The following is a 24,657-nucleotide window of genomic DNA, read 5'->3' on the forward strand; positions in this document are numbered from 1 at the left end:
TCATGGGTCTGTTCGATATCGTAGGCGGCATGCTCGGCGGCCAGAACGGCGGCAACCAGAACGCGCTGCTCGCAACCGCGCTCGAATTCATCAACAACCAGCCCGGCGGCCTGAACGGCCTGATCGAAAAGTTTCGCCAGGGCGGCGCCGGCGAAGTGATCGGCTCGTGGGTCGGCAACGGCGAAAACCAGCCGATCTCGCCCGACACGCTGCAGAACGTGCTCGGCTCGGACACGGTCACGGCGCTGGCCAACAAGGTCGGCATCGATCCGTCGGCCGCCTCGGGCCTGCTCGCCCAGGTGCTGCCGCACGTGGTCAACCACGCCACGCCGAACGGCGAAGTGCCGGCGGACGGCCAGGTCGACAGTTCGAACGTGCTCGGCGCCCTCTCGCAACTGGCCGGCCTGTTCGGCGGCGGCAAGACGGCCTGAGCCCGGCCGCCGCCGGCCCACGCTCAGAGACGGCAACGGCCGCGCCCATCAAAAAACCCCGCCGAGGCGGGGTTTTTTTCATGCCGTTGCAGCCGGCTCAGTGCACGACGCGATCGAACACGAACGTGCCGTCCTGCACGTCGACCGGAATCACGTCCTTCGGCCCGAAGCGGCCCCCGAGGATCAGCTTGGCGACCGGATTCTCGATCTCCTGCTGAATCGCGCGCTTGAGCGGACGCGCGCCGAACAGCGGGTCATAGCCGACCTTGCCGATCTGGTCGAGCGCCGCATCCGACACGTCGAGCTGCATGTCGAGCTTGGCGAGCCGCTCGCGCAGACGTTCGAGCTGGATCTTCGCGATCGACTGGATGTTGCTGCGGTCGAGCGCATGGAACACCACCACGTCGTCGATCCGGTTCAGGAACTCGGGGCGGAAGTGCAGCTTCACCTCTTCCCACACTGCGTCCTTGACCGCCTCCTGCGGCGAGCCTGCCATCGACTGGATCACCTGCGAACCAAGGTTCGAGGTCATCACGATCACCGTGTTCTTGAAATCCACCGTGCGGCCCTGCCCGTCGGTCATGCGGCCGTCGTCGAGCACCTGCAGCAGCACGTTGAACACGTCCGGGTGCGCCTTCTCGATCTCGTCGAGCAGGATCACGCTGTACGGCTTGCGGCGCACGGCTTCGGTCAGATAGCCGCCTTCCTCGTAGCCGACATAACCCGGCGGCGCGCCGATCAGCCGCGCGACGCTGTGCTTCTCCATGAACTCGCTCATGTCGATGCGGATCAGGTGATCTTCCGAATCGAACAGGAAGCCGGCCAGCGCCTTGCACAGCTCGGTCTTGCCGACGCCCGTCGGCCCGAGGAACAGGAACGACCCATACGGGCGGTTCGGATCGGACAGCCCGGCGCGCGAGCGGCGGATCGCATCGGACACGGCGTTGATCGCCTCGTCCTGGCCGATCACGCGCTCATGCAGCTTTTCCTCGATATGAAGCAGCTTCTCGCGCTCGCCCTGCATCATGCGCGATACCGGAATGCCGGTGGAACGCGACACCACTTCCGCGATTTCCTCCGAGCCGACCTGCGTGCGCAGCAGGCGCGGCTTGGTCGGGTTCTGCTGCTCGCGCTCCTCGGCCTGCGTGACCTGCTTCAGTTGCGCCTCGAGTTGCGGCAGCTTGCCGTATTGCAGCTCGGCCACCTTCTCGAGCTTGCCTTCGCGCTGCAGCTTGGCGATATCGGCGCGCACGCGGTCGATCTCTTCCTTCAGATGCGCGCTGCCCTGCACCGCGGCCTTCTCGGCCATCCAGATTTCCTCGAGGTCGGCGTATTCGCGGCCGAGCCGCTCGATTTCTTCCTCGATCAGCTGGAAGCGCTTCTGCGACGCCTCGTCCTGCTCCTTCTTGACGGCCTCGCGCTCGATCTTCAACTGGATCAGGCGGCGGTCGAGCTTGTCCATCGATTCGGGCTTCGAATCGATTTCCATCTTGATCTTCGAGGCGGCCTCGTCGATCAGGTCGATGGCCTTGTCCGGCAGGAAACGGTCGGTGATGTAGCGGTGCGACAACTCGGCCGCCGCGACGATCGCCGGATCGGTGATGTCCACGCCGTGGTGCAGCTCGTACTTTTCCTGCAGGCCGCGCAGGATCGCGATGGTCGCCTCGACGCTCGGTTCGTCGACGATCACCTTCTGGAAGCGACGTTCGAGCGCGGCGTCCTTCTCGATGTACTTGCGGTATTCGTCGAGCGTGGTCGCGCCGATGCAATGCAGCTCGCCGCGCGAGAGCGCCGGCTTCAGCATATTGCCGGCGTCCATCGCGCCCTCGGCCTTGCCCGCGCCCACCATGGTGTGGATCTCGTCGATGAAGACGATGGTGCGGCCTTCATCCTTGGCCACGTCGCTGAGCACCGATTTCAAACGCTCCTCGAATTCGCCGCGATATTTCGCGCCGGCCAGCAGCGCGGCCATGTCGAGCGACAGCACGCGCTTGTTCTTCAGCGTCTCGGGCACTTCGCCGTTGACGATGCGCTGCGCCAGCCCTTCGACGATGGCTGTCTTGCCCACGCCCGGCTCGCCGATCAGCACCGGGTTGTTCTTGGTGCGGCGTTGCAGGATCTGGATCGAGCGGCGGATTTCGTCGTCGCGGCCGATCACCGGATCGAGCTTGCCCGAGCGGGCGCGCTCGGTCAGGTCGACCGTGTATTTCTTGAGCGCCTCGCGCTGGCTTTCGGCATCGGCGCTATGCACCTGCGAGCCGCCGCGCACGGCCGCGATGGCCGCCTCGATGGCCTTGCGCGTCACGCCGTGCTGGCGCGCGAGCTTGCCCGCGTCACCCTTGTCGTCGGCCACGGCCAGCAGGAACATTTCGCTGGCGATGAAACTGTCGTTGAGCTTCTGCGCTTCCTTGTCGGCCTGGTTCAGCAGGCCGGCCAGCTCGCGGCCGATCTGGATCTCGCCGCCGGTGCCCGTGACTTGCGGCAGGCGCGAGATCGATTCGCTCAGCGCGCCTTGCAGCGCCTGCACGTGCACGCCGGCACGCGACATCAGCGAACGCGCCGAGCCGTCCTGCTGCGCGATCAGCGCGGCCAGCACGTGGGCCGGCTCGATGTATTGATTGTCACGGCCCGCGGCGAGGCTCTGCGCGTCGGCCAGGGCTTCCTGGAACTTGGTGGTGAGCTTGTCGATTCTCATGAAGAGACCTCCAATTTTCGAATAGCACCAACATGAGGATGGATATCGGCCTTTCAAGCGTCTCGACAGCAAGAGACGTGCCTTGACGCGAGTCGATGGATATGTCGCCGATAATTAATTGGCGGAGCGCCCAACTCGATGCCTGCAATGGGCGCAGCGCGTCGGCAGGTGGCAAGCTGGCGCCAGGCGGGTTCGGGCAAAAAGCGCGCCGATGCGTCGCGCCGACGCAAACCTCAGGCCGACTCGACGACGACCGGTATGCCGATCCCGAGTGCCGCGGCGAGCGGCGAGGCCGGTTGCGCCAGTTCGCCGATCGTGTGGCGGTCGAGTTCGGCGAAAAACGCGTCGCGGGCGGCAACCAGCACGCCCTTGAGCCGGCAGTGCGGCTCGATCACGCAGGAGCGGTGCTCGACGCCGTCGTTCGCGCCGCCGAAGCAGCCCACCAGCGCAAAATCGTTCTCGCTCGCGCGCACCACCTCGCCCACCGTCAGCGCCGACGAGCGTGCGCTCGCGCGCAGTCCGCCGTTGCGGCCGCGCACCGTCTCCACCCAGCCCAGTTCGCCAAGCCGCTGCACCACTTTCATCAGGTGATTTTTCGAAATCCCATACGCATCCGAGATTTCCTGGATCGTCGACAGCCCTTCGCCGCGAACCGCCAGAAACAGCATCACGCGCAGCGAATAATCCGTGTAGTCGGTCAGTCTCATGAGCGAAATCGATCGTGTCGTTGGAGTGCCCGGCTATCCGGCACGCTGCGATGGGCAAACGTACCGTCTCAGGAATCGCGGGATAATATGCGCCCTTGAAGCACTTTTTTTGGATGGCCGAGGGCTATTGTGCGACAAAATCACGCCCCCGTACCTGCCTCATTCCCAGCCCGACGATGACGCTCTCCCACGATTCGGCCTCGAACGCCGCCTCCGCGCCGGCCCCGCGCGCCACCGAACCGACCGCCGACAACATCCGCGAGCTGGTCGACGCGTTCTACGACCAGGTGCGTGCCGACCCGCTGCTCGGCCCCGTGTTCGGCGCGAAACTCGACGGCCACTGGGACGAGCATCTGCCGAAAATGCAGGCATTCTGGTCGAACCTGGTGCTCGGCACCAAGGGCTATCGCGGCAACGTGCAGGCCAAGCACCAGCCGCTCGACGGCCTCGAACCGGCGCATTTCAGCCGCTGGCTCAAGCTGTTCCTCAAGACGGTCGATGCGCGCTATGTGCCGGCCGCGGCCGTGCGCTTCATGGAACCGGCGCTGCGCATCGCACAAAGCCTGCAATTGAGCCGCTTCGGCTGGGATTACGTGATTCCGGCCGAGCAGCAGGCGCTGCTCGATGCGATCTCGCCGAAACGCGTGCGCGACGACGACGATGCGCACCCCGCCCCGCCCGAACGGCCACGCGGCGAGCCGTTTCCGGCCCGGATCATCGGCCGTTCGGCGGACGAGGATGCCTGAGGCGCAAAGCGCAAGCCCGAGGTTTGAAATGGCGGGCCGGCCCTAGCCGACGAAGCCGTCCAGCCAGCCCTTGAGCGCACCGATGTCGCGGAACGCCAGCAGATCGCCGGCCAGTTCGGCCTGCGCCCGTTGGAGCGCGGCGATATCGTCGCCGAGCGTGCGCAGTGCATTCTCGGGCGACAGCACCGTGGATGCCCCGATCCCGTAGCCATGCCGGAAATCGTTCTCGACGCGATGCAGTTCGCGATCGAGCGAGCCCAGTTGCGCCTTCAGCATGCCGTTGTAATGTTGCAACAGATCGTCACCGGCACCGGCCAGCCGTTCGGCGTCGGCCGGCCCCAGATCGCGTTCGAGTTCGAGCAGTTGCAGCAGATCCTGCTTGTCGTACGCGCGGTTCAGGCGCTGCATCAGCGCGGTCTTGCGCTCGCGCTCGACCGGATCGGGCTCGCGGTCGGGATGCAGCGCGCTGGCGAGGCGGCGATAAAGGTCGCGCAGCGAGCGGCTGACCTGGGCTGGCGGCAGGTCCGGCACGCCGCTGGCGGCAGCGGCCGCTTCGTCCTCATCGGCCTGCGGCCGTTCGCCGCCCTGACCCGAGGCAGCCTCTTCATCAGCGGATTCGACTTTGCGCCTGGCCGCGCGCTGACGCTCCGAGCGCTCGCTCTGACGCGCCTGCCGGGCCTCGGCGTGGGCGTTCGCACGTGCTTCCTGCTCGTCGAGTTCGGCCTGAATCCGCGCCATCATCGCTTCTTCCGATTCGGCTTCCGGCTCGGCGGCCGGCGCATCCGCATCCGGCGCCGATGCGGCCCGATCGCGCGAACGCGAGCGCGCGCGCCGCGACGAGCCGCCGGAACGAGCCTCGCCCTCGGCCTGCCCCGGAAAGCGATGGCGCGCCACGATCGCGCGCAATTCGCGATCCGTCTCGCCGCCGAGCAGCGGCCGCACGAAATGGACGATCAATTCGGCCACCAGCGCACGCTCGGCACGCGTCAGCCCCTTCATGTCGAACGCCACGTCGAGCTGGCGCACCAGCTCCGTCTCGCGCGCCGTCACGTCGCGGGCCAGCGGCACCCATTCGTCGACGTAGCGCTGCTGGAACGCCGGCCAGACCGTTTCCCACGCGCGCAGCCGCTCGCGTCGCGCCGCGACCTGGCGGGTCAGTGCGTTGAACTGGCGTTGCGAGGCAGACAAACCGGCGGAGCCGGTGGCGGGCACCAGCAGGATGGCGCTGGACGATGCGTCGGTCATGAGCGGAAACGGCGTGAGCATTCGGGAAAGCCGCGATGGTAGCGGGCGCGTGGCGCGCCGTCGAGGCGCGAGCCGCCAGCGGGCGATGCCGCGCGCATCAACCCGCGTCGCGCGGTTCGCCGTCGCGACGGCCCCAGCGCGCGAGCGCCGCATCGTCGCTGCTGCGCGCATCGACCCAGCGTTCGCCGGCCGGCGTGCTTTCCTTCTTCCAGAACGGCGCCTGGGTCTTCAGGTAATCCATCACGAACTCGCACGACGCGAACGCCTCGCCGCGATGCGCGGAGACGGTCGCCACGAACACGATCTGGTCGAGCGGCACGAGCCGGCCCACGCGATGGATGATCGCCACCTCGATGCCGGGCCAGCGCGCGATCGCCTCGGCGGCGATCCCCTCCAGCGACTTCTCGGTCATGCCCGGATAGTGCTCGAGCTCCATCGCGGCGACCGTTTCGCCTTCGTTGAGATCGCGCACGGTGCCGACGAAGCAGGCCACCGCGCCGATCTTCGGGTTGCGCGCGCGCAGCGCGGCCAGCTCAGTGCTGACGTCGAAATCCTCGGTCTGAACGCGTACCGTCGCCATCGCGCCTCCTCAGCCGCCCGTCACGGGCGGGAAAAACGCGACTTCGCAGCCGTCGGTGATGCGCGTGCCGGCATCGGTCATCACATGGTTGCAGGCCATGCGCAGCGCGCGGCCGTCGGCCAGCGTATCGGCCCAGACACCGCCGCGCGCGCGCAGCCAGCCGCGCACGTCGCCGACGGTCGCGATGCCGTCCGGCACCGTCACGGATTCGCTGGCGACACCGAGCGCCTCGCGCACGCTGGCAAAGAATTTCAGTTCGATGTTCATTTCGATGTTCATCTGTCACGCAGCCCGGCCGTCAGCCGAGCAGTTCGGAAAAGGGAATGAAACGGACCGTCTCGCCCGCGCTGATTGCGTGGTTCGGCGGATTGTCGATCAGGCCATCGGCCCAGACGGTCGAGGTCAGCACGGCCGAACTCTGGTTCGGGTACAGATCGAGGCCGCCGGCGTCGTTGACGCGCGCGCGCAGGAATTCGTTGCGACGATCGCCGCTGCGCTGCGTGAAATCGGCCCGCAGCGACAGCGCACGCGGCGCCACCTGCGTCGCACCGGCCAACCGCAGCAGGAACGGCCGCACAAACAGCAGGAACGTGACGAAGCTCGACACCGGGTTGCCGGGCAGGCCGATGAAATGCGCCTCGCCCGCCGGCGCCCCATCGCTCGCGCTTCCGCCCTCGCGGCGCACCGCGCCGTAGGCGAGCGGCTTGCCCGGCTTCATCGCGATCTGCCACAGCGACAGCCGGCCTTCTGCCTCGACAGCCGGCTTGACGTGATCCTCATCGCCCACCGACACGCCCCCACTCGTCACGATCAGGTCGTGGCCGCGCGCCGCCTCGCGCAGCGTGGCGCGCGTCGCATCGAGCGAATCGGGCACGATGCCGAAATCGCTGACCTCGCAGCCGAAGCGCGCCAGCAAGCCGCGCAGCGTGAAACGGTTCGAGTTGTAGATCGCACCGGGCTTGAGCGGCTCGCCCGGCATCGTCAGTTCGTCACCCGTGAAGAACACCGCCACCTTCACGCGCCGCCGCACCGTGAGGCTCACGCAGCCCACCGAGGCGGCCAACCCGAGCGCCTGCGGCCCGAGCCGCGTGCCGGCCGGCAGGATCACGGCCCCGCGCCGGATGTCGGCACCCTGCGCGGTGATCCATTCGCCGGCCTTCGGCGTGTGGAGGATGTCGACCTCGTCGCCGGCCGCCGCAGCCTGCTCCTGCATGACGACGGCATCGGCGCCGGGGGGCACCGACGCGCCCGTGAAGATCCGCGCCGCGGTGCCGGCCGCCAGCGGCGCGGCCGGATGGCCGGCCGGAATCCGCTGCGAGACGGGCAGGCGGCGATCGCCCTGCGTCAGGTCGGCCACACGCACGGCGTAGCCGTCCATCGCGCTGATCGCCATCGGCGGCACGTCGAGCGGCGACACCACGTCGGCCGCGAGCACGCGGCCCAGTGCATCGAGCGTCGGCACGGTTTCGGCATCCGTGAGCGGCACGGCCGCGCCGAGCAAGGCGGCAAGCGCGTCGGCAGTCGACAGCATCGGGGCGCGGGGAGCCTGGGGAGCGGGATTCGACATCTCGGTGATCGTCGGGGAAAGCGGAAGCCACATTGTAGCGAGCGCGCCGGCCGGCTGTGCGCTCAACGCGCAACGTCCGGCGAACGACGTCGGCCCCAAAAGAAAACGGCCGCGACGGCGTGGAGCCGTCGCGGCCGTGGCGCACGGCGGCGAGCCGAACCGGGCAGCCGAAGCCGTCCGTTTCCACCCGCGCGCCGTGGCGGCGGATCAGTCGCCCGTATGCGCGGCGATGAAATCCTTGACGTGCTGCGCGTCGGCCTTGACCACCTCGAAACGCTGCGGCAGCGCCTCGATGCCGTCGAACGCCGACGGACGCTCGGCCTCGCGGCCCAGCGCCTCGCGGATCGTCTCGCCGAACTTGATCGGCTGCGCCGTTTCGAGCACCACCATCGGCACACCCGGCTGCAGATGTTCGCGCGCGACCTTCACGCCGTCGGCCGTGTGCGTGTCGATCATCGTCGAATAGCGCGCGTAGACATCGCGGATCGTCGCCAGGCGGTCGTCATGCGTGCTGCGGCCCGACACGAAGCCGAACTGCGCGACGCGGGCGAAATCGCCGCTCTTCGCCAGGTCGAAGCCGCCGTGCTGCTCGACATCGCGGAACAGTTGCACGACGCGCGCCGGGTCGCGGCCGAGCAGATCGAACACGAAGCGCTCGAAGTTCGAGGCCTTCGATATATCCATGCTCGGGCTGCTGGTGTGATACGTGTTCTCGGCGCCGCGCACGCGATACGCGCCGGTGCGGAAGAATTCGTCGAGCACGTCGTTCTCGTTGGTGGCCACCACCAGCTTCTCGATCGGCAGGCCCATCATGCGCGCGATATGGCCCGCGCAGACATTGCCGAAATTGCCCGACGGCACCGTGAACGACACGCGCTGGTCGTTGCTCGTGGTGGCCGCGAAATAGCCCTTGAAGTAGTAGACGACCTGCGCCACCACGCGTGCCCAGTTGATCGAATTGACCGTGCCGATCTTGTGCTTCGCCTTGTAGGCGTGATCGTTCGAGACGGCCTTGACGATGTCCTGCGCGTCGTCGAACACGCCTTCCACGGCCAGGTTGAAGATGTTCGGGTCCTGCAGGCTGTACATCTGCGCCGACTGGAACGCGCTCATCTTCTTGTGCGGAGACAGCATGAACACGCGCACGCCGGCCTTGCCGCGCATCGCGTATTCGGCGGCGCTGCCGGTGTCGCCCGAGGTCGCGCCGAGGATGTTCAGCGTCTCGCCGTGCTTGGCCAGCGTGTACTCGAACAGGTTGCCGAGCAACTGCATCGCCATGTCCTTGAACGCCAGCGTCGGGCCGTTCGACAGTTCGAGCAGCGCGAGCGTGGTGCCGCCCTCGGTGCCGAGCGGCTTGATCGGCGTGATGTCGGCCGCGTTCTCGCCATGGCGCGTGTTGCTGTAGACGTCGGCGCGGTAGGTCCGGCGCGTCAGGTCGCGCAGGTCGTCGGCCGGGATGTCGTCGCTGAACTTCGAGAGGATCTCGAACGCCAGTTCCGCGTACGGCAGCGCGCGCCAGCGCGCCAGTTCGTCCGCCGACACGCGCGGGTACGCGGCCGGCAGATACAGGCCGCCGTCTTTGGCCAGGCCACCCAGCAGGATGTCCGAGAACGTGTGGCGCTCGCCGATGCCGGCGCCGCGCGTCGAAATGTAATTCATGTCGTGTCTCAGTTGAGCGCTTCCATGCGCAGCTTCGTGACCTGCGAGCGGACCGTCGAGAGCGCCTCGATGCGGGCGATCGCCGCGTTCACGTTGCGTTCGATCGTCACGTGCGTGATCAGGATGATGTCGGTCTCGCCGTTGTTGCTGTCGACCTGCTCGGATTCCTTCTGCAGCAGCGCGTCGATCGAGATGCCCGAATCGGCCAGGATGCGCGTGATGTCGGCCAGCACGCCGGTTTCGTCGGCCACGCGCAGGCGCAGGTAGTAACCGCTCGTCACGTCCTCGATCGACAGGATCGGCGTGTTCGACAGGCTTTCCGGCTGGAACGCCAGATGCGGCACGCGGTGCTCCGGGTCGGCGGTGTGCAGGCGCGTGACGTCCACCAGGTCGGCCACCACGGCCGAGGCGGTCGGCTCGGCGCCGGCGCCCTTGCCGTAGTACAGCGTGGTGCCCACCGCGTCGCCGTGCACCACGACCGCGTTCATCGCGCCTTCCACATTGGCCAGCAGGCGCTTTTCCGGGATCAGCGTGGGATGCACGCGCAGCTCGATGCCCTTCTCCGCGCGACGCGCGATGCCGAGCAGCTTGATGCGGTAGCCGAGTTCCTCCGCGTAGCGCAGATCGGTGGCCGCGAGCTTGCTGATGCCCTCGACGTAGGCGCGGTCGAACTGCACCGGCACGCCGAACGCGATCGCGCTCATGATGGTGGCCTTGTGCGCGGCGTCCACGCCTTCGATGTCGAAGGTCGGATCGGCTTCCGCGTAGCCCAGTTCCTGCGCGGCCTTCAGCGCCGTCGCGAAATCGAGGCCGCGGTCGCGCATTTCCGACAGGATGTAGTTCGTGGTGCCGTTGATGATGCCGGCGATGTACTGGATGCGATTGGCCGTCAGGCCTTCGCGCAGCGCCTTGATGATCGGGATGCCGCCGGCGACGGCGGCCTCGAAGGCCACCATCACGCCCTTCGCGCGCGCGGCCGCGAAGATCTCGCTGCCGTGCACCGCGAGCAGCGCCTTGTTGGCGGTCACGACATGCTTGCCGTTGGCGATCGCGCGCAACACCAGCTCGCGGGCGATGCCGGTGCCGCCGATCATTTCGGCGACGATCGAGATCGACGGGTCATCGACGGCGGCGTGGAAATCGCTGGTCACGTCGAGGCTCGCGCCGCCGAGCGCGGCTTGCGCCTTCGCCGGGTTGCGGACCGCGATGCGCGTGATCTCGATGCCCCGGCCGGCGCGCCGTTTGATTTCTTCCTGATTGCGGCGCAGCACCTCGAAGGTGCCGCCGCCGACGGTGCCGAAGCCCAACAGGGCGACTTTGATCGGTTCCATGCTGCGTGTAGTCTTGTGTGAAGTTGAATGAAGGCGGAACGGGCAGCCGGTCAGGCGGCGTGGCGTTTGCGGTAGCCGTCGAGGAAACGCGCGATTCGGTTGATCGAATCGGTCAGATCGTCGATGTTCGGCAGGAACACGACCCGGAAGTGATCGGGCGTGGGCCAGTTGAAGCCCGTGCCCTGCACGAGCAGCACGCGTTCCTTGAGCAGCAGGTCGAGAATGAACTGCTGGTCGTTCTGGATCGGGTAGAGCTTCGGATCGAGGCGCGGGAACATGTAGAGCGCCGCGTCGGGCTTCACGCAAGTGACGCCCGGAATCGAGGTCAGCATGTCGTAGGCCACCTCGCGCTGGCGGTACAGGCGACCGCTGGGCACGATCAGCTCGTTGATGCTCTGGTAGCCGCCGAGCGCGGTCTGGATCGCGAACTGGCCGGGCACGTTCGCGCACAGCCGCATCGACGACAGAATGCCGAGCCCTTCGAGATAATCCTTCGCGCGGCGGCGGTTTTCGCCCGTCAGGCCGGACACGAACATCCAGCCGGCACGGTAGCCGCACGAACGGTAGCTCTTCGAGAGGCTGTTGAACGTGACCGTGATCACGTCCTCGGACAGCGAGCCGAGCGCGGTGTGGGTCTTGCCGTCGTAGATGATCTTGTCGTACACCTCGTCGGCGAAGATCACCAGGCCATGCTCGCGCGCGATCGCGATCAGCTCGCGCAGCAGGTCGTCCGAATAGAGCGCGCCGGTGGGGTTGTTCGGGTTGATCACCACCAGCGCCTTGGTGTTCGGCGTGATCTTGCGGCGGATGTCGTCCGGGTCGGGCATCCAGCCGTTCTGCTCGTCGCAGATGTAATGCACGGGCGTGCCGCCCGACAGGCTGACCGCGGCCGTCCACAGCGGGTAGTCGGGCGCCGGCAGCAGCACTTCGTCGCCGTCGTTGAGCAGCCCCTGGGTGGCCATCACGATCAGTTCCGACGCGCCGTTGCCGATGTAGATGTCGTCGAGTTCGACGCCTTTCACGCCCTTTTCCTGCGTGTAGTGCATGACGGCCTTGCGCGCCGAGAACACGCCCTTCGAATCCGAGTAGCCCGATGCGTTCGGCAGCGCGCGGATCATGTCCTGAATGATTTCATCCGGGGCTTCGAAACCGAACGCCGCCAGGTTGCCGATATTCAGCTTGATGATCTTGTGGCCTTCGTCTTCGAGGCGCTTGGCGTGCTCGAGCACCGGGCCGCGAATGTCGTAGCACACGTTGAGCAGCTTGTTGGATTTCTGAATCGGTTTCACGGCAGGCACGTTCCTGGGCAAGGCTTGGCGAAGCTGGGGGAAGGAGGTCCACAACTGGAGAGCGGCCGGTCGGTGCGCGCTGTTCAGGAGACGGTCGGAAGCGAGGCCGGACGCGGCTTGTGGCAACGCGCGACGCAAATGCCGCCCGGTGGCAGCTAAAAAGCTATAATTTAGCGGATTTTCACCCGCTTTCGCAATGCACCAATCCGGCTCGACCACCTGCGCACGGCACACCGGCGCCGCGCGCGGCCACCGGCTGCGGCGCCCGGCAGCCGCCTCCGGCGGCCCTGCCCGGCCAGTCGGAGCCGTCGGAGCGGCCCACCCGACACCGCGGACAACGATTTGAAACTACACCAGGAACCGAGCGACGCGCTCAATACCGTCACCGGCTACGGCCCCGATTACGTCGAGATCAACCTGCAGCGCCATGACGGCAGCGTGCTCGTCCTGCCGGACGCGCCCGTCGCACCGTGGCCCGTCGAGGCGTTCGACGCGCTCGCCGCCGAGCATTTCGCGATGCTGCTCGATTCCGCCCCGGAAGTCGTGATCTTCGGCAGCGGCGCGCGATTGCGGTTCCCCCACCCGCGGCTGACTGCCGCACTCACGGCGCGCCGGATCGGCGTGGAAACGATGGATTTCCAGGCCGCCTGCCGCACCTACAACATCCTGATGTCCGAGGGCCGCAAGGTCGCCGCCGCGCTGCTGATCGAACGCGCGGCGCAATAAACGGCAACAGGCAGACGAACCGGCGCCCGCTCCCATCGAACCCGGCCCGCGTGACACCCGTTTGAAAGCGACGTTAATTGAACGTTAAGGCGCGATGCGTTACAAAGCCGGGCGGCATCGGTTCCCCTACCGGGAAACGATGCCGTACGTCGATGCCGCACCGCCCCCGGGCCGTACCGGTTTCCGATCTCCGCCATTCCAACAACGACCGTCTGACAGGCTGACCGACTCATGAACGATACGCCATCGAGGCTACCGCTCAACCGCGCCGCACTCCTCCTGATCGTGCTGGCACTCGCCCTGATCTGGTTCGGCCCGCTCGGGCTGCGCCATCTGATCCCCAGCGACGAGGGCCGCTACGCCGAAATGGCGCGCGAAATGTTCGCCACCGGCGACTGGATCACACCGCGCTACAACGGCTACAAGTATTTCGAGAAGCCGCCGATGCAGACCTGGATGAACGCGCTGACGTTCGCCTGGTTCGGCCTCGGCGAATGGCAGGCGCGCCTGTACACGGCGCTGGCCAGCTTCGCCGGCATCCTGTTCGTCGGCTACACCGGCGCGCGCGTGTTCAACCCGCTGGCCGGCCTGTGCGCCGCCGTGGTGCTCGCGTCCTCGCCGTACTGGAACCTGATGGGCCACTTCAACACGCTCGACATGGGCCTGTCGTTCTGGATGGCCGTCACGCTCGGCGCGCTGCTGCTGGCGCAACGCCCCGGCCTGCCGACGCGCGCCACGCGCGGCTGGATGTGGCTGTGCTGGGCGTCGATGGCCGTGGCCGTGCTGTCCAAGGGGCTGATCGGCGTGGTGCTGCCCGGCGCGGTGCTGGTGCTCTACACGCTGATCGCCCGCGACTGGGCGCTCTGGAAGCGCCTGCACCTGGTGAGCGGCCTGCTGATCTTCTTCGCGATCGCCGCGCCGTGGTTCGTGCTGATGCAGCAGCGCAACCCCGAATTCTTCAACTTCTTCTTCGTGGTCCAGCAGTTCCGCCGCTACCTGACGCCCGAGCAGAACCGCCCCGGCCCGGTGTATTACTTCGTCGGCGTGCTGCTGGTGGGCTTCCTGCCGTGGCTGTCGATCGCGGGCCAGAGCCTGCGCCACGCCTGGCGCATGCCGCGTCAGCCGAACGGCTTCGCGCCGATGCTGGTGCTGCTGATCTGGACCGGGTTCATCTTCGTGTTCTTCAGCGCCTCGCACTCGAAGCTGGTGTCGTACGTGCTGCCGATCGCCCCGTCGCTGGCGCTGATGCTCGGCGCCTACCTGCCGCTGGTGGCGCGCGAGCGCTACCGCTGGCACCTGATCGGCTATCTGCTGTTCCTGATCGCGGCCGCCTGCGGCTGCATCGTGCTGGGCCGCCTTGGCGACGCCCGCACGCCGAACGCGCAGTACGTCGATTTCCAGCACTGGGTGTATGCGGCGCTGGCCGTCGCGTTCGTGCTGACGCTGCTCGCGCTGTCGATCAACCGCCGTGGCAAGGCCGGCATCGCCGCCACCGCCTTCGTGTTCGGTGCCGGCTGGCTGCTGTTCGGCACCATCGGCGGCACCGGCCACGACGCGTTCGGCCGCTACAGTTCGGGCGCGCTGCTCGCGCCTGCCGTGCGCGCCGAGTTCGCCAGGTTGCCGCCCGACACGCCGTTCTACTCGATCGAGATGCTCGACCACACCGTGCCGTTCTACGTGCGCCACACCACCACGCTGGTGGCCTATCAGGACGAACTGAGCTTCGGCATCGGGCAGGAACCGCAGAAATGGGTGCCGACCATCGCCGAGTGGGAACGCCGCTGGCGCAGCGGCAGCCCGGCGCTGGCGATGATGCGCCCCGAGCGCTACGACGCATTCGTCAAGCAAGGCCTGCCGATGACGGTGATCGCGCGCGACAATCGCCGCGTGATCGTCGCCACGCCGGCCGCGGCGTCGGCTGCAACACCGGCCGCCACGCCGCCCCAATCCTGAGCCTCCCAAGGACCGCCGTTCCGTGAATCCCGTTTCCCTCGTCTGCATCCTCACCGGCGTACTGCTCAACGCCGTCGCGCAATTGCTGCTCAAGGCCGGCGTCAACGCCGTCGGCCATTTCGACATTTCGCGCGCCAACATCATCCCGATCGGCTTCAAGATCGCCACGCAACTGCCGATCATCGGCGGCCTGAGCTGCTATGTGCTGAGCGTGGTGGTGTGGATCGTCGGGCTGTCGCGCGTGGACGTCTCGATCGCCTATCCGATGCTCTCGCTCGGCTACGTGCTCAACGCCTTCGCCGCCTGGTATCTGTTCGGCGAGGTGATGAGCCTGCAACGCCTGATCGGCATCGGCATCATCCTGATCGGCGTGGTGGTGCTGGCGCGCGGCTGAAGCGCCGCAGGAGGCCGCCGGCGCCATCGCGGCAATCCCCCCTTCCCCCCACAAAAAGAGACGTTGTACTCTCGCGAACCAGTGTTTAATGCGCATGCCGGATCGCATGAGATCCAGCCCCATTTAAAGTCTACTCACCAGCCGACATGAGCCAGCCATCCGTTCCGTTTCTGCCGATGACCCGCCCGGAAATCGACGAGGACACCATTCAGGGCGTCACCGAAGTGCTCCGCTCCGGCTGGATCACGACCGGCCCGCAGAACCAGCGCTTCGAAGCGGCGCTGTCCGACTATTGCGGCGGCCGCCCGGTGCGCACGTTCAACTCCGGCACCGCCACGCTCGAGATCGGCCTGCGCATTGCCGGCGTCGGCCCGGGCGATGAAGTCATCACCACGCCCGCGAGCTGGGTTGCGACCAGCAACGTGATCCTCGAAGTGGGCGCCACGCCGGTGTTCGTCGATATCGACCCGGTCACGCGCAACCTCGATCTCGACGCGCTCGAACGCGCGATCACGCCGCGCACCAAGGCCGTGATTCCGGTCTACCTCGGCGGGCTGCCGGTCGACATGGACCGCCTGTACGCCATCGCCCGCGCAGCCGGCCTGCGCGTGATCGAGGATGCCGCGCAGGCGCTCGGCTCGTCGTGGAAGGGCAAGCGGATCGGCGCGTTCGGCGATCTGGTCTCGTTCAGCTTCCACCCGAACAAGAACGTCACCTCGATCGAGGGCGGCGCGCTGGTGCTCAACGACGAAGACGAAGCACGGCTCGCGCAGAAATACCGCCTGCAGGGCGTGACGCGCACCGGCCTCGACGGCATGGACTGCGACGTGCTCGGCGGCAAGTACAATCTGACCGACGTCGCGGCCCGCGTGGGCCTCGGCCAGCTCGGCCAGATCGACCGCTTCACGGAAGTGCGCCGCCAGCTCGCCCGCGCCTACTTCGACGGCTTCGCCGGCGGCCCGGCCGCGGCGCTCGGCATCGGCCTGCCGGTGGCCGAGTTCGAGCACGGCAACTGGCACATGTTCCAGATCACGCTGCCGCTCGAACGGCTCGCGATCACGCGCGGCGACTTCATGGCGCAGCTCAAGGAGCACGGCATCGGCTCGGGCGTGCACTACCCGGCGATCCACCTGTTCACGCTGTACCGCGCGCTCGGCTTCCGCGAAGGCATGTTCCCGCACGCCGAGCGCTTCGGCGCGTCGACCGTCACGCTGCCGCTCTTCACGCAGATGAGCGAGGCCGACGTGACGCGCGTCGTCAGCGCCGTCAACCAGATTTGCGAACGATACGGAAAATAAGCGGAAATGACTCACCCCGAAACACGCGCCATGAACCCGGAAGTCTCGATCGTCATCCCCGTGTACAACGAGGAAGCCGGGCTGGCCGCGCTCTTCTCCCGCCTGTATCCGGCGCTCGACGCACTCGATGCGTCGTACGAAGTGATCCTGATCAACGACGGCAGCCGCGACCGCTCCGCCGCCCTGCTCGCCGAGCAGTTCCGCAAGCGCCCGGACACGACGCGCGTGGTGCTGCTCAACGGCAACTACGGTCAGCACATGGCGATCCTGGCCGGCTTCGAGCAGTCGCGCGGCCAGATCGTCATCACGCTCGACGCCGACCTGCAGAATCCGCCCGAGGAAATCGGCAAGCTGGTGCACAAGATGCGCGAAGGCTACGACTACGTCGGCACGATCCGCATGCAGCGCCAGGACAGCCTGTGGCGCCGCAAGGCCTCGGCCGTGATGAACCGGTTCCGCGAGCGCATCACGCGCATCAAGATGACCGATCAGGGCTGCATGCTGCGCGCGTACAACCGCCAGATCATCGACACCATCAACCGCTGCGGCGAGGTCAACACGTTCATCCCGGCGCTGGCCTACACGTTCGCGCAGAACCCGACCGAAATCGACGTCGCGCACGAGGAACGCTTCGCCGGCGAATCGAAGTATTCGCTCTACAGTCTGATCCGCCTGAACTTCGACCTCGTCACCGGCTTCTCGGTGGTGCCGCTGCAATGGCTGTCGTTCGTCGGCGTGATCCTGTCGATCGGCTCGGCCGGGCTGTTCCTGCTGCTGCTGATCCGCCGCTTCGTGATCGGCGCCGAAGTCCAGGGCGTGTTCACGCTGTTCGCCATCACGTTCTTCATGCTCGGCGTGATCATCTTCGCGCTCGGCCTGCTCGGCGAATACATCGGACGAATCTATCAACAGGTACGCGCGCGCCCGCGCTACCTGATCCAGACCGTGCTCGAGGAGCGCCACGACCGTGCGTCGCTGCCGCTGCCCGGCACCCAGGAGGCATCGCGATGAAATCGCGCGCGGTGGTATTCGCGTATCACAACGTCGGCGTGCGCTGCCTGCAGGTGCTGCTCGCGCGCGGCGTCGAGGTGGCGCTGGTCGTCACCCACGAGGACAGCCCGACCGAGAACATCTGGTTCGGCAGCGTCGCGTCGGTGGCGCGCGAGCACGGCATCCCGGTGCTGACGCCGGCCGATCCGGCCGCCGCCGAACTGCGCGAGGCCGTCTCGGCGGCCCGGCCCGATTTCATCTTCTCGTTCTATTACCGGCACATGCTGCCGGTCGCGCTGCTGGCGCTCGCGCCACGCGGCGCCTACAACATGCACGGCTCGCTGCTGCCGAAGTACCGCGGCCGCGTGCCGACCAACTGGGCAGTGCTGAACGGCGAAACCGACACCGGCGCGACGCTGCACGAAATGGCCGCCAAGCCCGATGCCGGCGCCATCATCGGCCAGACGGCCGTGCCGATCCTGCCCGACGACACCGCCGCGCAAGTGTTCGACAAGGTGACGGTGGCCGCCGAGCAGACGCTCTGGCGCGTGCTGCCGGCGCTGCTGGCCGGCGAGGCGCCGCATCTGCCGAACGATCTGTCGCAGGGCAGCTACTTCGGCGGGCGCAAGCCCGAGGACGGCCGCCTCGACTGGTCGAAACCGGCCGCCGAGGTCTACAACCTGATCCGCGCGGTCGCGCCCCCTTATCCGGGCGCGTTTGTCGACCTGCACGGCACGCGTTTCGTGGTCGCGCGCGCGCGGCTCGCGGCGCCCGGCTCGCCGGCCGCACAGGCCGCGCGGGAATTGCCGGCAGGCCTGCACGTAAGCGATAATGCGCTATTCGGCGTCTGCGGCGACAGCCGCGCCGTCACCATCCTCGAGCTGCGCGAGCAGCCCGACGGCCGTCCGGAACACGAAACGGTCGTCTCTCCCGCTCAATTCGCGCAGTTCATTGATTCTTCCCGTCAGTCATGAAAGCAAAAAAAGTCCTGATCCTGGGTGTGAACGGCTTCATCGGCCATCACCTGTCCAAGCGCATTCTTGAAACCACCGATTGGGAAGTGTTCGGGATGGACATGCAGACCGATCGGCTTGGCGATCTCGTCAATCACGAGCGGATGCACTTCTTCGAAGGCGACATCACGATCAACAAGGAATGGGTCGAGTACCACGTCAAGAAGTGCGACGTGATCCTGCCGCTGGTCGCGATCGCCACGCCCGCCACTTATGTGCAGCAGCCGCTGCGCGTGTTCGAACTCGATTTCGAGGCGAACCTGCCGATCGTGCGTTCGGCCGTCAAGTACGGCAAGCACCTGGTGTTTCCGTCGACCTCCGAGGTCTACGGCATGTGCTCGGACGAGCAGTTCGACCCTGACGCCTCGGCGCTGACCTACGGCCCGATCAACAAGCCGCGCTGGATCTACGCGTGCTCGAAGCAGTTGATGGATCGCGTGATCTGGGGCTACGGCATGGAAGGCCTGAACTTCACGCTGTTCCGCCCGTTCAACTGGATCGGGCCGGGCCTCGACTCGATCTACACGCCGAAGGAAGGCAGCTCGCGCGTGGTCACGCAGTTCCTCGGCCACATCGTGCGCGGCGAGAACATCAGCCTCGTCGACGGCGGCTCGCAAAAGCGCGCGTTCACGTACGTGGACGACGGCATCAGCGCGCTGATGAAGATCATCGACAACCCGAACGGCGTCGCCTCGGGCAAGATCTACAACATCGGCAACCCGAGCAACAACTACTCGGTGCGCGAACTGGCCCACAAGATGCTCGAACTGGCCGCCGAATTCCCCGAGTACGCCGACATGGCCAAGCAGGTCCAACTGGTGGAAACCACCTCGGGCGCCTACTACGGCAACGGCTACCAGGACGTGCAGAATCGCGTGCCAAAAATCGACAACACGATGCAGGAGCTCGGCTGGGCGCCGGTCTCGACGTTCGACGACGCGCTGCGCAACATCTTCGAAGCGTATCGCGGCCACGTGGCCGACGCGCGCGCGCTGGTCGAGCAGCAAGGCTGACGCGTTGGCCCGCATCGTCCTCAAGATCGACGTCGATACCCTTCGCGGCACCCGCGAAGGCGTGCCGAACCTCGCCCGCATCTTCGATCGTCACGCCGCACGCGCCACCTTCCTGTTCAGCCTCGGCCCCGACCACACCGGTTGGGCCATGCGCCGCGTGCTGCGGCCGGGCTTCCTCAAGAAGGTATCGCGCACCTCGGTGGTCGAGCACTACGGCATCCGCCAGTTGATGTATGGCGTGCTGCTGCCCGGGCCGGACATCGGGCGGCGCGCGGTGGGCGAAATGCGCGCGATCCACGAGGCCGGCTTCGAGTGCGGGATTCACACCTGGGATCACGTCTACTGGCAGGACAACGTGCGGGCCCGCCCGCGCGACTGGACCGCCGGCGAGATGGGCAAGAGCCACGCGCGCTTCATCGAGATTTTCGGCGCGCCGCCGGCCACGCACGGCGCGGCCGGCTGGCAGATGAACGACAGCGCGTTCGAGCAGATCGACGCCTGGGGCATGCTCTACGCCTCGGACGGCCGAGGTCACGGCCCGTACCGGCCGGTCGTCGCGGGCCGTACGCTCGCGCATGTGCAGATGCCCACCACGCTGCCCACGCTCGACGAGGTGCTCGGCATCGACGGCATCGACGAATCGAACGTCGCCGCGCACCTGCTCAAGCTGACCGAACACAACTCGCACGATCAGGTGTTCACGCTCCACGCCGAGCTCGAAGGCCAGAAACTCGCGCCGATCTTCGAGCAACTGCTCGCCGGCTGGCGCGCGCAAGGCCACACGTTCGCCACGATGGGCGACTATCATGCCGCGCTGGATTTCGATTCGCTGCCATCGTACCCTGTCATGTGGGGCGAAATTTCCGGCCGCTCCGGCGAGCTGATCGTCCAGCCCGACTGACTGCTCCCGCCTCCGTTTTCCCTCCCTCACGGCACGCCGCACGCGGCGTGCCGCCGATAACAACAGGAGAATCCCGTGTCCGTCGAAATCGACCGCGCCGTTCCCGATTTCACCGCGCCGGCAACAGGCGGCGACTTCACGCTGTCCGCGCTGAACGGCAAGAAGCTCGTGCTGTATTTCTATCCGAAGGACAACACGCCGGGCTGCACGACCGAGGGTCTGCAATTCCGCGATCTGTATCCGAAATTCCAGAAGGCGGGCGCGGAGATCGTCGGCGTGTCGCGCGACAGCCTGCGCTCGCACGACAATTTCAAGGCCAAGCTCGAACTGCCGTTCCCGCTGGTTTCAGATCCCGAAGAAACGCTCTGCGCGCTGTTCGGCGTCATGAAAATGAAGAAAATGTATGGCAAGGAAGTGCGCGGAATCGAGCGCTCGACCTTCCTGATCGACGCCGCCGGCGTGCTTCGCCAGGAGTGGCGCGGCATCAAGGTGCCGGGCCATGTCGACGAGGTGCTCGGCGCTGTACAAGCGCTTTGAGGCGGGTTATATTGGCCCGCAATGAATGCCCGTCAGCCCACTCTTTTTCGTAGCTGTGCAGGCGGTCAGCGCGAGGGTCGCTGGCCCGTAAGGTGCGCCGCTACGCTGCAAGAATCCGAGCCGCTTGTCCCTGTTCGGGGGAAGCGGCTTTTTTCATGGCCGTTTGCGGCGCGCACTGTCCGTCGCGACACTTCCGCCCAGGAGCTGATCGAAAAATAGGCGAACCGGCGTTTTGACACTCCTTTGCGCCACGCCGCGCAAACTGCACGCTTTGCGTGACAGGATGCGAACCGCGGCGCATTCCAAGCGACACGATTCCTTCCGAGGGACACCATGCCTTTGCCTACTCCTCCCAGCAAGCTCGGCAGCCTGCTGCCACCCGATGAATACAAGGTGAAAGCGCGCACGACCCGCACCACGGCGAAACGCGCCGCCGATGAGGGCACGGCCGATTACGCCGACGCGAACGTCGCCGACCCGATGGCGCCCGCCGCGAACACCCCGGCCGCACTGCACGCCGTTGCGCCCGCCGCCGAGGCCGCGCCCGGCGCAGCGCGCCCGCGCAAATCCAGGCAAACCGCCGCCCTGCTGACGCCCGTGCAAACGCCGGCTGCGCCGGCCGCTCCCGTTGCACGCGCCGAGGCGCCCGTCGCCAAGGCTGCCGCCGCACCGGCCGCGCCCGCCCGCGAGGCGGCCCGCACCTCGCGTGGCCGCAAGACGGCTGCCGTCGAGCAGCAGAAGCTGTTCGTGCTCGACACCAACGTGCTGATGCACGATCCGAGCAGCCTGTTCCGTTTCGAGGAACACGACGTCTATCTGCCGATGATGACGTTGGAAGAACTCGACAACCACAAGAAGGGCATGTCGGAAGTGGCGCGCAACGCGCGCCAGGTCAGCCGCACGCTCGACGCACTGGTGGCCGACGCCGGCACGATCACGGCCGGCATAGCGCTGTCGCGCCTCGGCAACCGCGATGCGCTCGGCCGCCTCTACTTCCAGACCACGCTGACCACGATCGAGCCGGTCGAAGGCCTGCCGGAAGGCAAGGCCGACAACCAGATCCTCGGCGTGGTGCGCGCGCTGCAACGCGAGCGCAGCGACCGCCTGGTGGTGCTGGTGTCGAAAGACATCAACATGCGGATCAAGGCCCACGCGCTCGGTCTGCCCGCCGAAGATTACTTCAACGATCAGGTGCTCGAGGACAAGGACCTGCTGTACTCGGGCGTGCGCGAGTTGCCGCAGGACTTCTGGACCCGCCATGCCAAGGGCATGGAAAGCTGGCAGGACACCAAGACGGGCACCACGTATTACCGCGTGACCGGCCCGCTGGTGAACTCGATGCTGGTCAACGAGTTCGTGTTCCTCGAACCGCAGAACGGCGAGCCGACCTTCCACGCGATCGTGCGTGAGCTGAACGGCAAGACGGCGCTGCTGCAGACGCTGCGCGACTACAGCCACCACAAGAACAACGTGTGGGGCATCACGGCGCGCAACCGCGAGCAGAACTTCGCGCTGAACCTGCTGATGAACCCGGAGATCGACTTCGTCACGCTGCTCGGCCAGGCCGGCACCGGCAAGACGCTCGTCGCGCTCGCGGCCGGCCTCGCGCAGGTGCTCGACGACAAGCGCTACAACGAGATCATCGTGACGCGCGCGACCGTGCCGGTCGGCGAGGACATCGGCTTCCTGCCCGGCACCGAGGAAGAGAAGATGCAGCCGTGGATGGGCGCATTCGACGACAACCTCGAAGTGCTGCAGAAAACCGACGATGCCGCCGGCGAATGGGGCCGTGCCGCCACGCAGGAACTGATCCGCTCGCGCCTCAAGGTCAAGAGCATGAACTTCATGCGCGGCCGGACCTTCGTCGACAAATACGTGATCATCGACGAGGCGCAGAACCTGACGCCGAAGCAGATGAAAACGCTGGTCACGCGTGCCGGCCCGGGCACTAAGATCGTCTGCCTCGGCAATATTGCGCAGATCGACACGCCGTACCTGACCGAAGGCAGCTCCGGCCTGACCTACGTGGTCGATCGCTTCAAGGGCTGGGGCCACAGCGGCCACGTCACGCTGGCGCGTGGCGAGCGCTCGCGGCTGGCCGACTACGCGTCCGACATCCTCTGATCGCTCACCCGATCGATGCAAGAAAGCGCTCCCGACGGAGCGCTTTTTTTTCGCCTGCGCTTCGGTCGATTCTTATTAGGGTCCGACTTTTTGCGCAAAAACTCTGACGACCTGCCTACAAATCAGGCAATACTTCAAGTCCTGCCTGAAGATTGCTTGCCGCTGCCCCGTCGGACCGACTACTATCCGCAATACCCGTGGTCATACGATAGGTGCTTATCGGCACTCGTCCTTTTCCAATGCTGCGAATCTGGCTGTCCGTCGTCGTGCTTTCCCTGCTTGCCGCGTGCTCCACCGCACCGCAGCAATCGGCGCGCACCGGTTCATCGATGCGCATCACCACGCCGCGCGCCTTCGCGCCGCCACGCGGCTTCCCGAATTTCGTCGATCACAGCATCGGCCGCGAGGAAATTCCGATCCAGGCGATGAGCCTCGTCGGTATTCCCTATCGCTGGGGCGGCAATACGCCCGATGCCGGCTTCGATTGCAGCGGGCTGGTGCGCTACATCGTGTCGCGGGCCGCCAACGTATCGCTGCCGCGCACCACCGCCGAGATGAGCACACGCGGCGTGTCCGTCGAACCCGACGAGATTGCGCCCGGCGATCTCGTGTTCTTCAACACCACGGGCCGCCCGCATTCGCACGTCGGCATCTATGTCGGCAAACTGCGCTTCGTCAATGCGCCGTCCACGGGCGGCACGGTGCGTCTCGACTATCTGACCAACCCTTACTGGGCCAAGCATTTCGACGGCATCCGCCGGGTTGCGCCGCCGCGTCACGCGCCCTCGCCGTTCGATACGCCGACTTATGAAGCCGACAACCGTCAAGCCGAGCCGGCAGCCGATAGCGCACCTCCGGCCGTGGCAGCCGCTGCGCCGGCCGTGACGGCGGCATCGATCGAGCCGGCGCGGACACCCCAACCTGTCTACAGCGCGCCGCCGCCTCGAATTGCCGCCACCGCAGCGCCCGCCGCCAGCAGCGACGATCCGTTCGAACCGCCGCCCAACGCACTGTCGGCGGCGCAGCGGCAAGCGCGCGCCGCAGGCGCAACGTCGGCCACCTCATCGGCCGACGACACTCCGGTTGCCACTCCCCCGCGCTACGCCGCCTCACCCGATCCAGGCCGGTCCGGCACGACCACCGCCTCGCGCGACCCGATCGACGCGGCGGCCGATGCGTTCGAACCGCCGCCGCCCACAGCCCGCGCAGCAGCGCGCCAGGCGCAGATGGTATCGCCGGACGGCGCAGGCGGCATCATCCGCGCCTCGACTGCATCGGGTGCCCCCACAAGCGGCAACGCTGGCGGCGACGATCCGATCGCCCGCTTCGCCACCGGCAGCTACTGAGCGACACCCTGCGCAGCGCCTGTCCCGACTGGCGGCAATCAACCCAAATTCACAAAACAAAGCGCCGCGGCCTTTCGGCTCGCGGCGCTTTTTTGTCGCTGCTCGAAGCAAC

The 24,657-nt window shown here is 66.8% G+C and carries 22 protein-coding genes; 13 read left to right on the forward strand and 9 right to left on the reverse strand.

Annotated elements, in window-relative coordinates:
- Positions 1-2 precede the first annotated feature (2 nt).
- Positions 3-431: a YidB family protein gene (locus ACYP33_RS18135; protein ID WP_414445451.1), complete on the forward strand. Its 429-nt coding sequence runs from the start codon at positions 3-5 to the stop codon at positions 429-431.
- A gap of 97 nt (positions 432-528) precedes the next feature.
- Here ACYP33_RS18135 and clpB read toward each other — a convergent pair whose 3' ends face one another.
- Together clpB and ACYP33_RS18145 are read right to left on the reverse strand one after the other, a co-directional pair.
- A complete protein-coding gene (gene clpB, locus ACYP33_RS18140; RefSeq protein WP_459623113.1) occupies positions 529-3,126 on the reverse strand; it encodes an ATP-dependent chaperone ClpB in 2,598 nt (865 codons plus the stop codon).
- A gap of 233 nt (positions 3,127-3,359) precedes the next feature.
- A complete protein-coding gene (locus ACYP33_RS18145; protein WP_414445453.1) occupies positions 3,360-3,833 on the reverse strand; it encodes an Rrf2 family transcriptional regulator in 474 nt (157 codons plus the stop codon).
- A gap of 176 nt (positions 3,834-4,009) precedes the next feature.
- Here ACYP33_RS18145 and ACYP33_RS18150 point away from each other — a divergent pair, with 176 nt between their 5' ends.
- Positions 4,010-4,579 (forward strand): group III truncated hemoglobin, encoded by a 570-nt coding sequence (locus tag ACYP33_RS18150; RefSeq protein WP_459623115.1) that lies wholly within the window; start codon positions 4,010-4,012, stop codon positions 4,577-4,579.
- 42 nt (positions 4,580-4,621) lie between these two features.
- Here ACYP33_RS18150 and ACYP33_RS18155 read toward each other — a convergent pair whose 3' ends face one another.
- From ACYP33_RS18155 to ACYP33_RS18185, 7 genes are all read right to left on the reverse strand, one after another.
- The gene (locus ACYP33_RS18155; RefSeq protein WP_459623116.1) at positions 4,622-5,824 is read right to left on the reverse strand and encodes a J domain-containing protein; all 1,203 of its coding nucleotides are present in this window, start codon (positions 5,822-5,824) and stop codon (positions 4,622-4,624) included.
- A gap of 97 nt (positions 5,825-5,921) precedes the next feature.
- Positions 5,922-6,404, reverse strand: a complete 483-nt coding sequence (gene moaE / locus ACYP33_RS18160; protein ID WP_414445456.1) for a molybdopterin synthase catalytic subunit MoaE — start codon at positions 6,402-6,404, stop codon at positions 5,922-5,924.
- 9 nt (positions 6,405-6,413) lie between these two features.
- Positions 6,414-6,671 carry a molybdopterin converting factor subunit 1 gene (moaD, locus tag ACYP33_RS18165; protein ID WP_414445457.1) on the reverse strand — a complete coding sequence of 86 codons (258 nt, stop codon included), beginning with the start codon at positions 6,669-6,671 and terminating at the stop codon, positions 6,414-6,416.
- A gap of 31 nt (positions 6,672-6,702) precedes the next feature.
- Complete coding sequence (locus ACYP33_RS18170; RefSeq protein WP_459623118.1) at positions 6,703-7,971, reverse strand: molybdopterin molybdotransferase MoeA; 1,269 nt, start codon at positions 7,969-7,971, stop codon at positions 6,703-6,705.
- 207 nt (positions 7,972-8,178) lie between these two features.
- A complete protein-coding gene (gene thrC, locus ACYP33_RS18175; protein ID WP_459623120.1) occupies positions 8,179-9,630 on the reverse strand; it encodes a threonine synthase in 1,452 nt (483 codons plus the stop codon).
- An 8-nt stretch (positions 9,631-9,638) separates the two neighbouring features.
- Positions 9,639-10,961 carry a homoserine dehydrogenase gene (locus ACYP33_RS18180; protein ID WP_414451772.1) on the reverse strand — a complete coding sequence of 441 codons (1,323 nt, stop codon included), beginning with the start codon at positions 10,959-10,961 and terminating at the stop codon, positions 9,639-9,641.
- Between the two features lie 50 nt (positions 10,962-11,011).
- Positions 11,012-12,250, reverse strand: coding sequence for a pyridoxal phosphate-dependent aminotransferase (locus ACYP33_RS18185; RefSeq protein ID WP_414451771.1), 1,239 nt, complete (start codon positions 12,248-12,250; stop codon positions 11,012-11,014).
- Between the two features lie 342 nt (positions 12,251-12,592).
- Between ACYP33_RS18185 and ACYP33_RS18190 the strand changes: the two genes are divergently transcribed.
- The 11 genes from ACYP33_RS18190 to ACYP33_RS18240 all read left to right on the forward strand — a co-directional run bounded on the left by ACYP33_RS18190 (position 12,593) and on the right by ACYP33_RS18240 (position 24,545).
- Complete coding sequence (locus ACYP33_RS18190; RefSeq protein ID WP_414445462.1) at positions 12,593-12,976, forward strand: Mth938-like domain-containing protein; 384 nt, start codon at positions 12,593-12,595, stop codon at positions 12,974-12,976.
- 231 nt (positions 12,977-13,207) lie between these two features.
- Complete coding sequence (locus ACYP33_RS18195) at positions 13,208-14,929, forward strand: glycosyltransferase family 39 protein (protein ID WP_414451770.1); 1,722 nt, start codon at positions 13,208-13,210, stop codon at positions 14,927-14,929.
- 22 nt (positions 14,930-14,951) lie between these two features.
- Positions 14,952-15,323 carry an SMR family transporter gene (locus tag ACYP33_RS18200; protein WP_414445464.1) on the forward strand — a complete coding sequence of 124 codons (372 nt, stop codon included), beginning with the start codon at positions 14,952-14,954 and terminating at the stop codon, positions 15,321-15,323.
- A 146-nt stretch (positions 15,324-15,469) separates the two neighbouring features.
- Positions 15,470-16,621 (forward strand): DegT/DnrJ/EryC1/StrS family aminotransferase, encoded by a 1,152-nt coding sequence (locus tag ACYP33_RS18205; protein ID WP_459623124.1) that lies wholly within the window; start codon positions 15,470-15,472, stop codon positions 16,619-16,621.
- A gap of 6 nt (positions 16,622-16,627) precedes the next feature.
- The gene (locus ACYP33_RS18210) at positions 16,628-17,632 is read left to right on the forward strand and encodes a glycosyltransferase (protein ID WP_414451767.1); all 1,005 of its coding nucleotides are present in this window, start codon (positions 16,628-16,630) and stop codon (positions 17,630-17,632) included.
- Positions 17,629-18,585, forward strand: coding sequence for a formyltransferase (locus tag ACYP33_RS18215; protein ID WP_414451766.1), 957 nt, complete (start codon positions 17,629-17,631; stop codon positions 18,583-18,585). Before ACYP33_RS18210 ends, ACYP33_RS18215 begins: the two co-directional genes overlap by 4 nt.
- A complete protein-coding gene (locus tag ACYP33_RS18220; protein ID WP_414451765.1) occupies positions 18,582-19,637 on the forward strand; it encodes a bifunctional UDP-4-keto-pentose/UDP-xylose synthase in 1,056 nt (351 codons plus the stop codon). Before ACYP33_RS18215 ends, ACYP33_RS18220 begins: the two co-directional genes overlap by 4 nt.
- Before the next feature lie 4 nt (positions 19,638-19,641).
- Positions 19,642-20,538, forward strand: a complete 897-nt coding sequence (locus ACYP33_RS18225) for a polysaccharide deacetylase family protein (protein WP_414451764.1) — start codon at positions 19,642-19,644, stop codon at positions 20,536-20,538.
- Positions 20,539-20,613: 75 nt separating this feature from the next.
- Positions 20,614-21,075 (forward strand): peroxiredoxin, encoded by a 462-nt coding sequence (locus ACYP33_RS18230; protein WP_414445470.1) that lies wholly within the window; start codon positions 20,614-20,616, stop codon positions 21,073-21,075.
- 333 nt (positions 21,076-21,408) lie between these two features.
- Positions 21,409-23,199 carry a PhoH family protein gene (locus tag ACYP33_RS18235; RefSeq protein WP_414451763.1) on the forward strand — a complete coding sequence of 597 codons (1,791 nt, stop codon included), beginning with the start codon at positions 21,409-21,411 and terminating at the stop codon, positions 23,197-23,199.
- Between the two features lie 239 nt (positions 23,200-23,438).
- Positions 23,439-24,545, forward strand: coding sequence for a C40 family peptidase (locus ACYP33_RS18240; RefSeq protein ID WP_459623128.1), 1,107 nt, complete (start codon positions 23,439-23,441; stop codon positions 24,543-24,545).
- Positions 24,546-24,657: the final 112 nt, after the last annotated feature.

Source organism: Burkholderia sp. 3C (assembly GCF_054589155.1).

Bases quoted from the DNA above. Each gene is read 5' to 3' on its own strand.
- ACYP33_RS18135 (WP_414445451.1), top strand. From the start codon at position 3: ATGGGTCTGTTCGATATCGTAGGCGGCATGCTCGGCGGCCAGAACGGC.
- clpB (WP_459623113.1), bottom strand. From the start codon at position 3,126: ATGAGAATCGACAAGCTCACCACCAAGTTCCAGGAAGCCCTGGCCGAC.
- ACYP33_RS18145 (WP_414445453.1), bottom strand. From the start codon at position 3,833: ATGAGACTGACCGACTACACGGATTATTCGCTGCGCGTGATGCTGTTT.
- ACYP33_RS18150 (WP_459623115.1), top strand. From the start codon at position 4,010: ATGACGCTCTCCCACGATTCGGCCTCGAACGCCGCCTCCGCGCCGGCC.
- ACYP33_RS18155 (WP_459623116.1), bottom strand. From the start codon at position 5,824: ATGACCGACGCATCGTCCAGCGCCATCCTGCTGGTGCCCGCCACCGGC.
- moaE (WP_414445456.1), bottom strand. From the start codon at position 6,404: ATGGCGACGGTACGCGTTCAGACCGAGGATTTCGACGTCAGCACTGAG.
- moaD (WP_414445457.1), bottom strand. From the start codon at position 6,671: ATGAACATCGAACTGAAATTCTTTGCCAGCGTGCGCGAGGCGCTCGGT.
- ACYP33_RS18170 (WP_459623118.1), bottom strand. From the start codon at position 7,971: ATGTCGAATCCCGCTCCCCAGGCTCCCCGCGCCCCGATGCTGTCGACT.
- thrC (WP_459623120.1), bottom strand. From the start codon at position 9,630: ATGAATTACATTTCGACGCGCGGCGCCGGCATCGGCGAGCGCCACACG.
- ACYP33_RS18180 (WP_414451772.1), bottom strand. From the start codon at position 10,961: ATGGAACCGATCAAAGTCGCCCTGTTGGGCTTCGGCACCGTCGGCGGC.
- ACYP33_RS18195 (WP_414451770.1), top strand. From the start codon at position 13,208: ATGAACGATACGCCATCGAGGCTACCGCTCAACCGCGCCGCACTCCTC.
- ACYP33_RS18205 (WP_459623124.1), top strand. From the start codon at position 15,470: ATGAGCCAGCCATCCGTTCCGTTTCTGCCGATGACCCGCCCGGAAATC.
- ACYP33_RS18210 (WP_414451767.1), top strand. From the start codon at position 16,628: ATGACTCACCCCGAAACACGCGCCATGAACCCGGAAGTCTCGATCGTC.
- ACYP33_RS18215 (WP_414451766.1), top strand. From the start codon at position 17,629: ATGAAATCGCGCGCGGTGGTATTCGCGTATCACAACGTCGGCGTGCGC.
- ACYP33_RS18220 (WP_414451765.1), top strand. From the start codon at position 18,582: ATGAAAGCAAAAAAAGTCCTGATCCTGGGTGTGAACGGCTTCATCGGC.
- ACYP33_RS18235 (WP_414451763.1), top strand. From the start codon at position 21,409: ATGCCTTTGCCTACTCCTCCCAGCAAGCTCGGCAGCCTGCTGCCACCC.
- ACYP33_RS18240 (WP_459623128.1), top strand. From the start codon at position 23,439: ATGCTGCGAATCTGGCTGTCCGTCGTCGTGCTTTCCCTGCTTGCCGCG.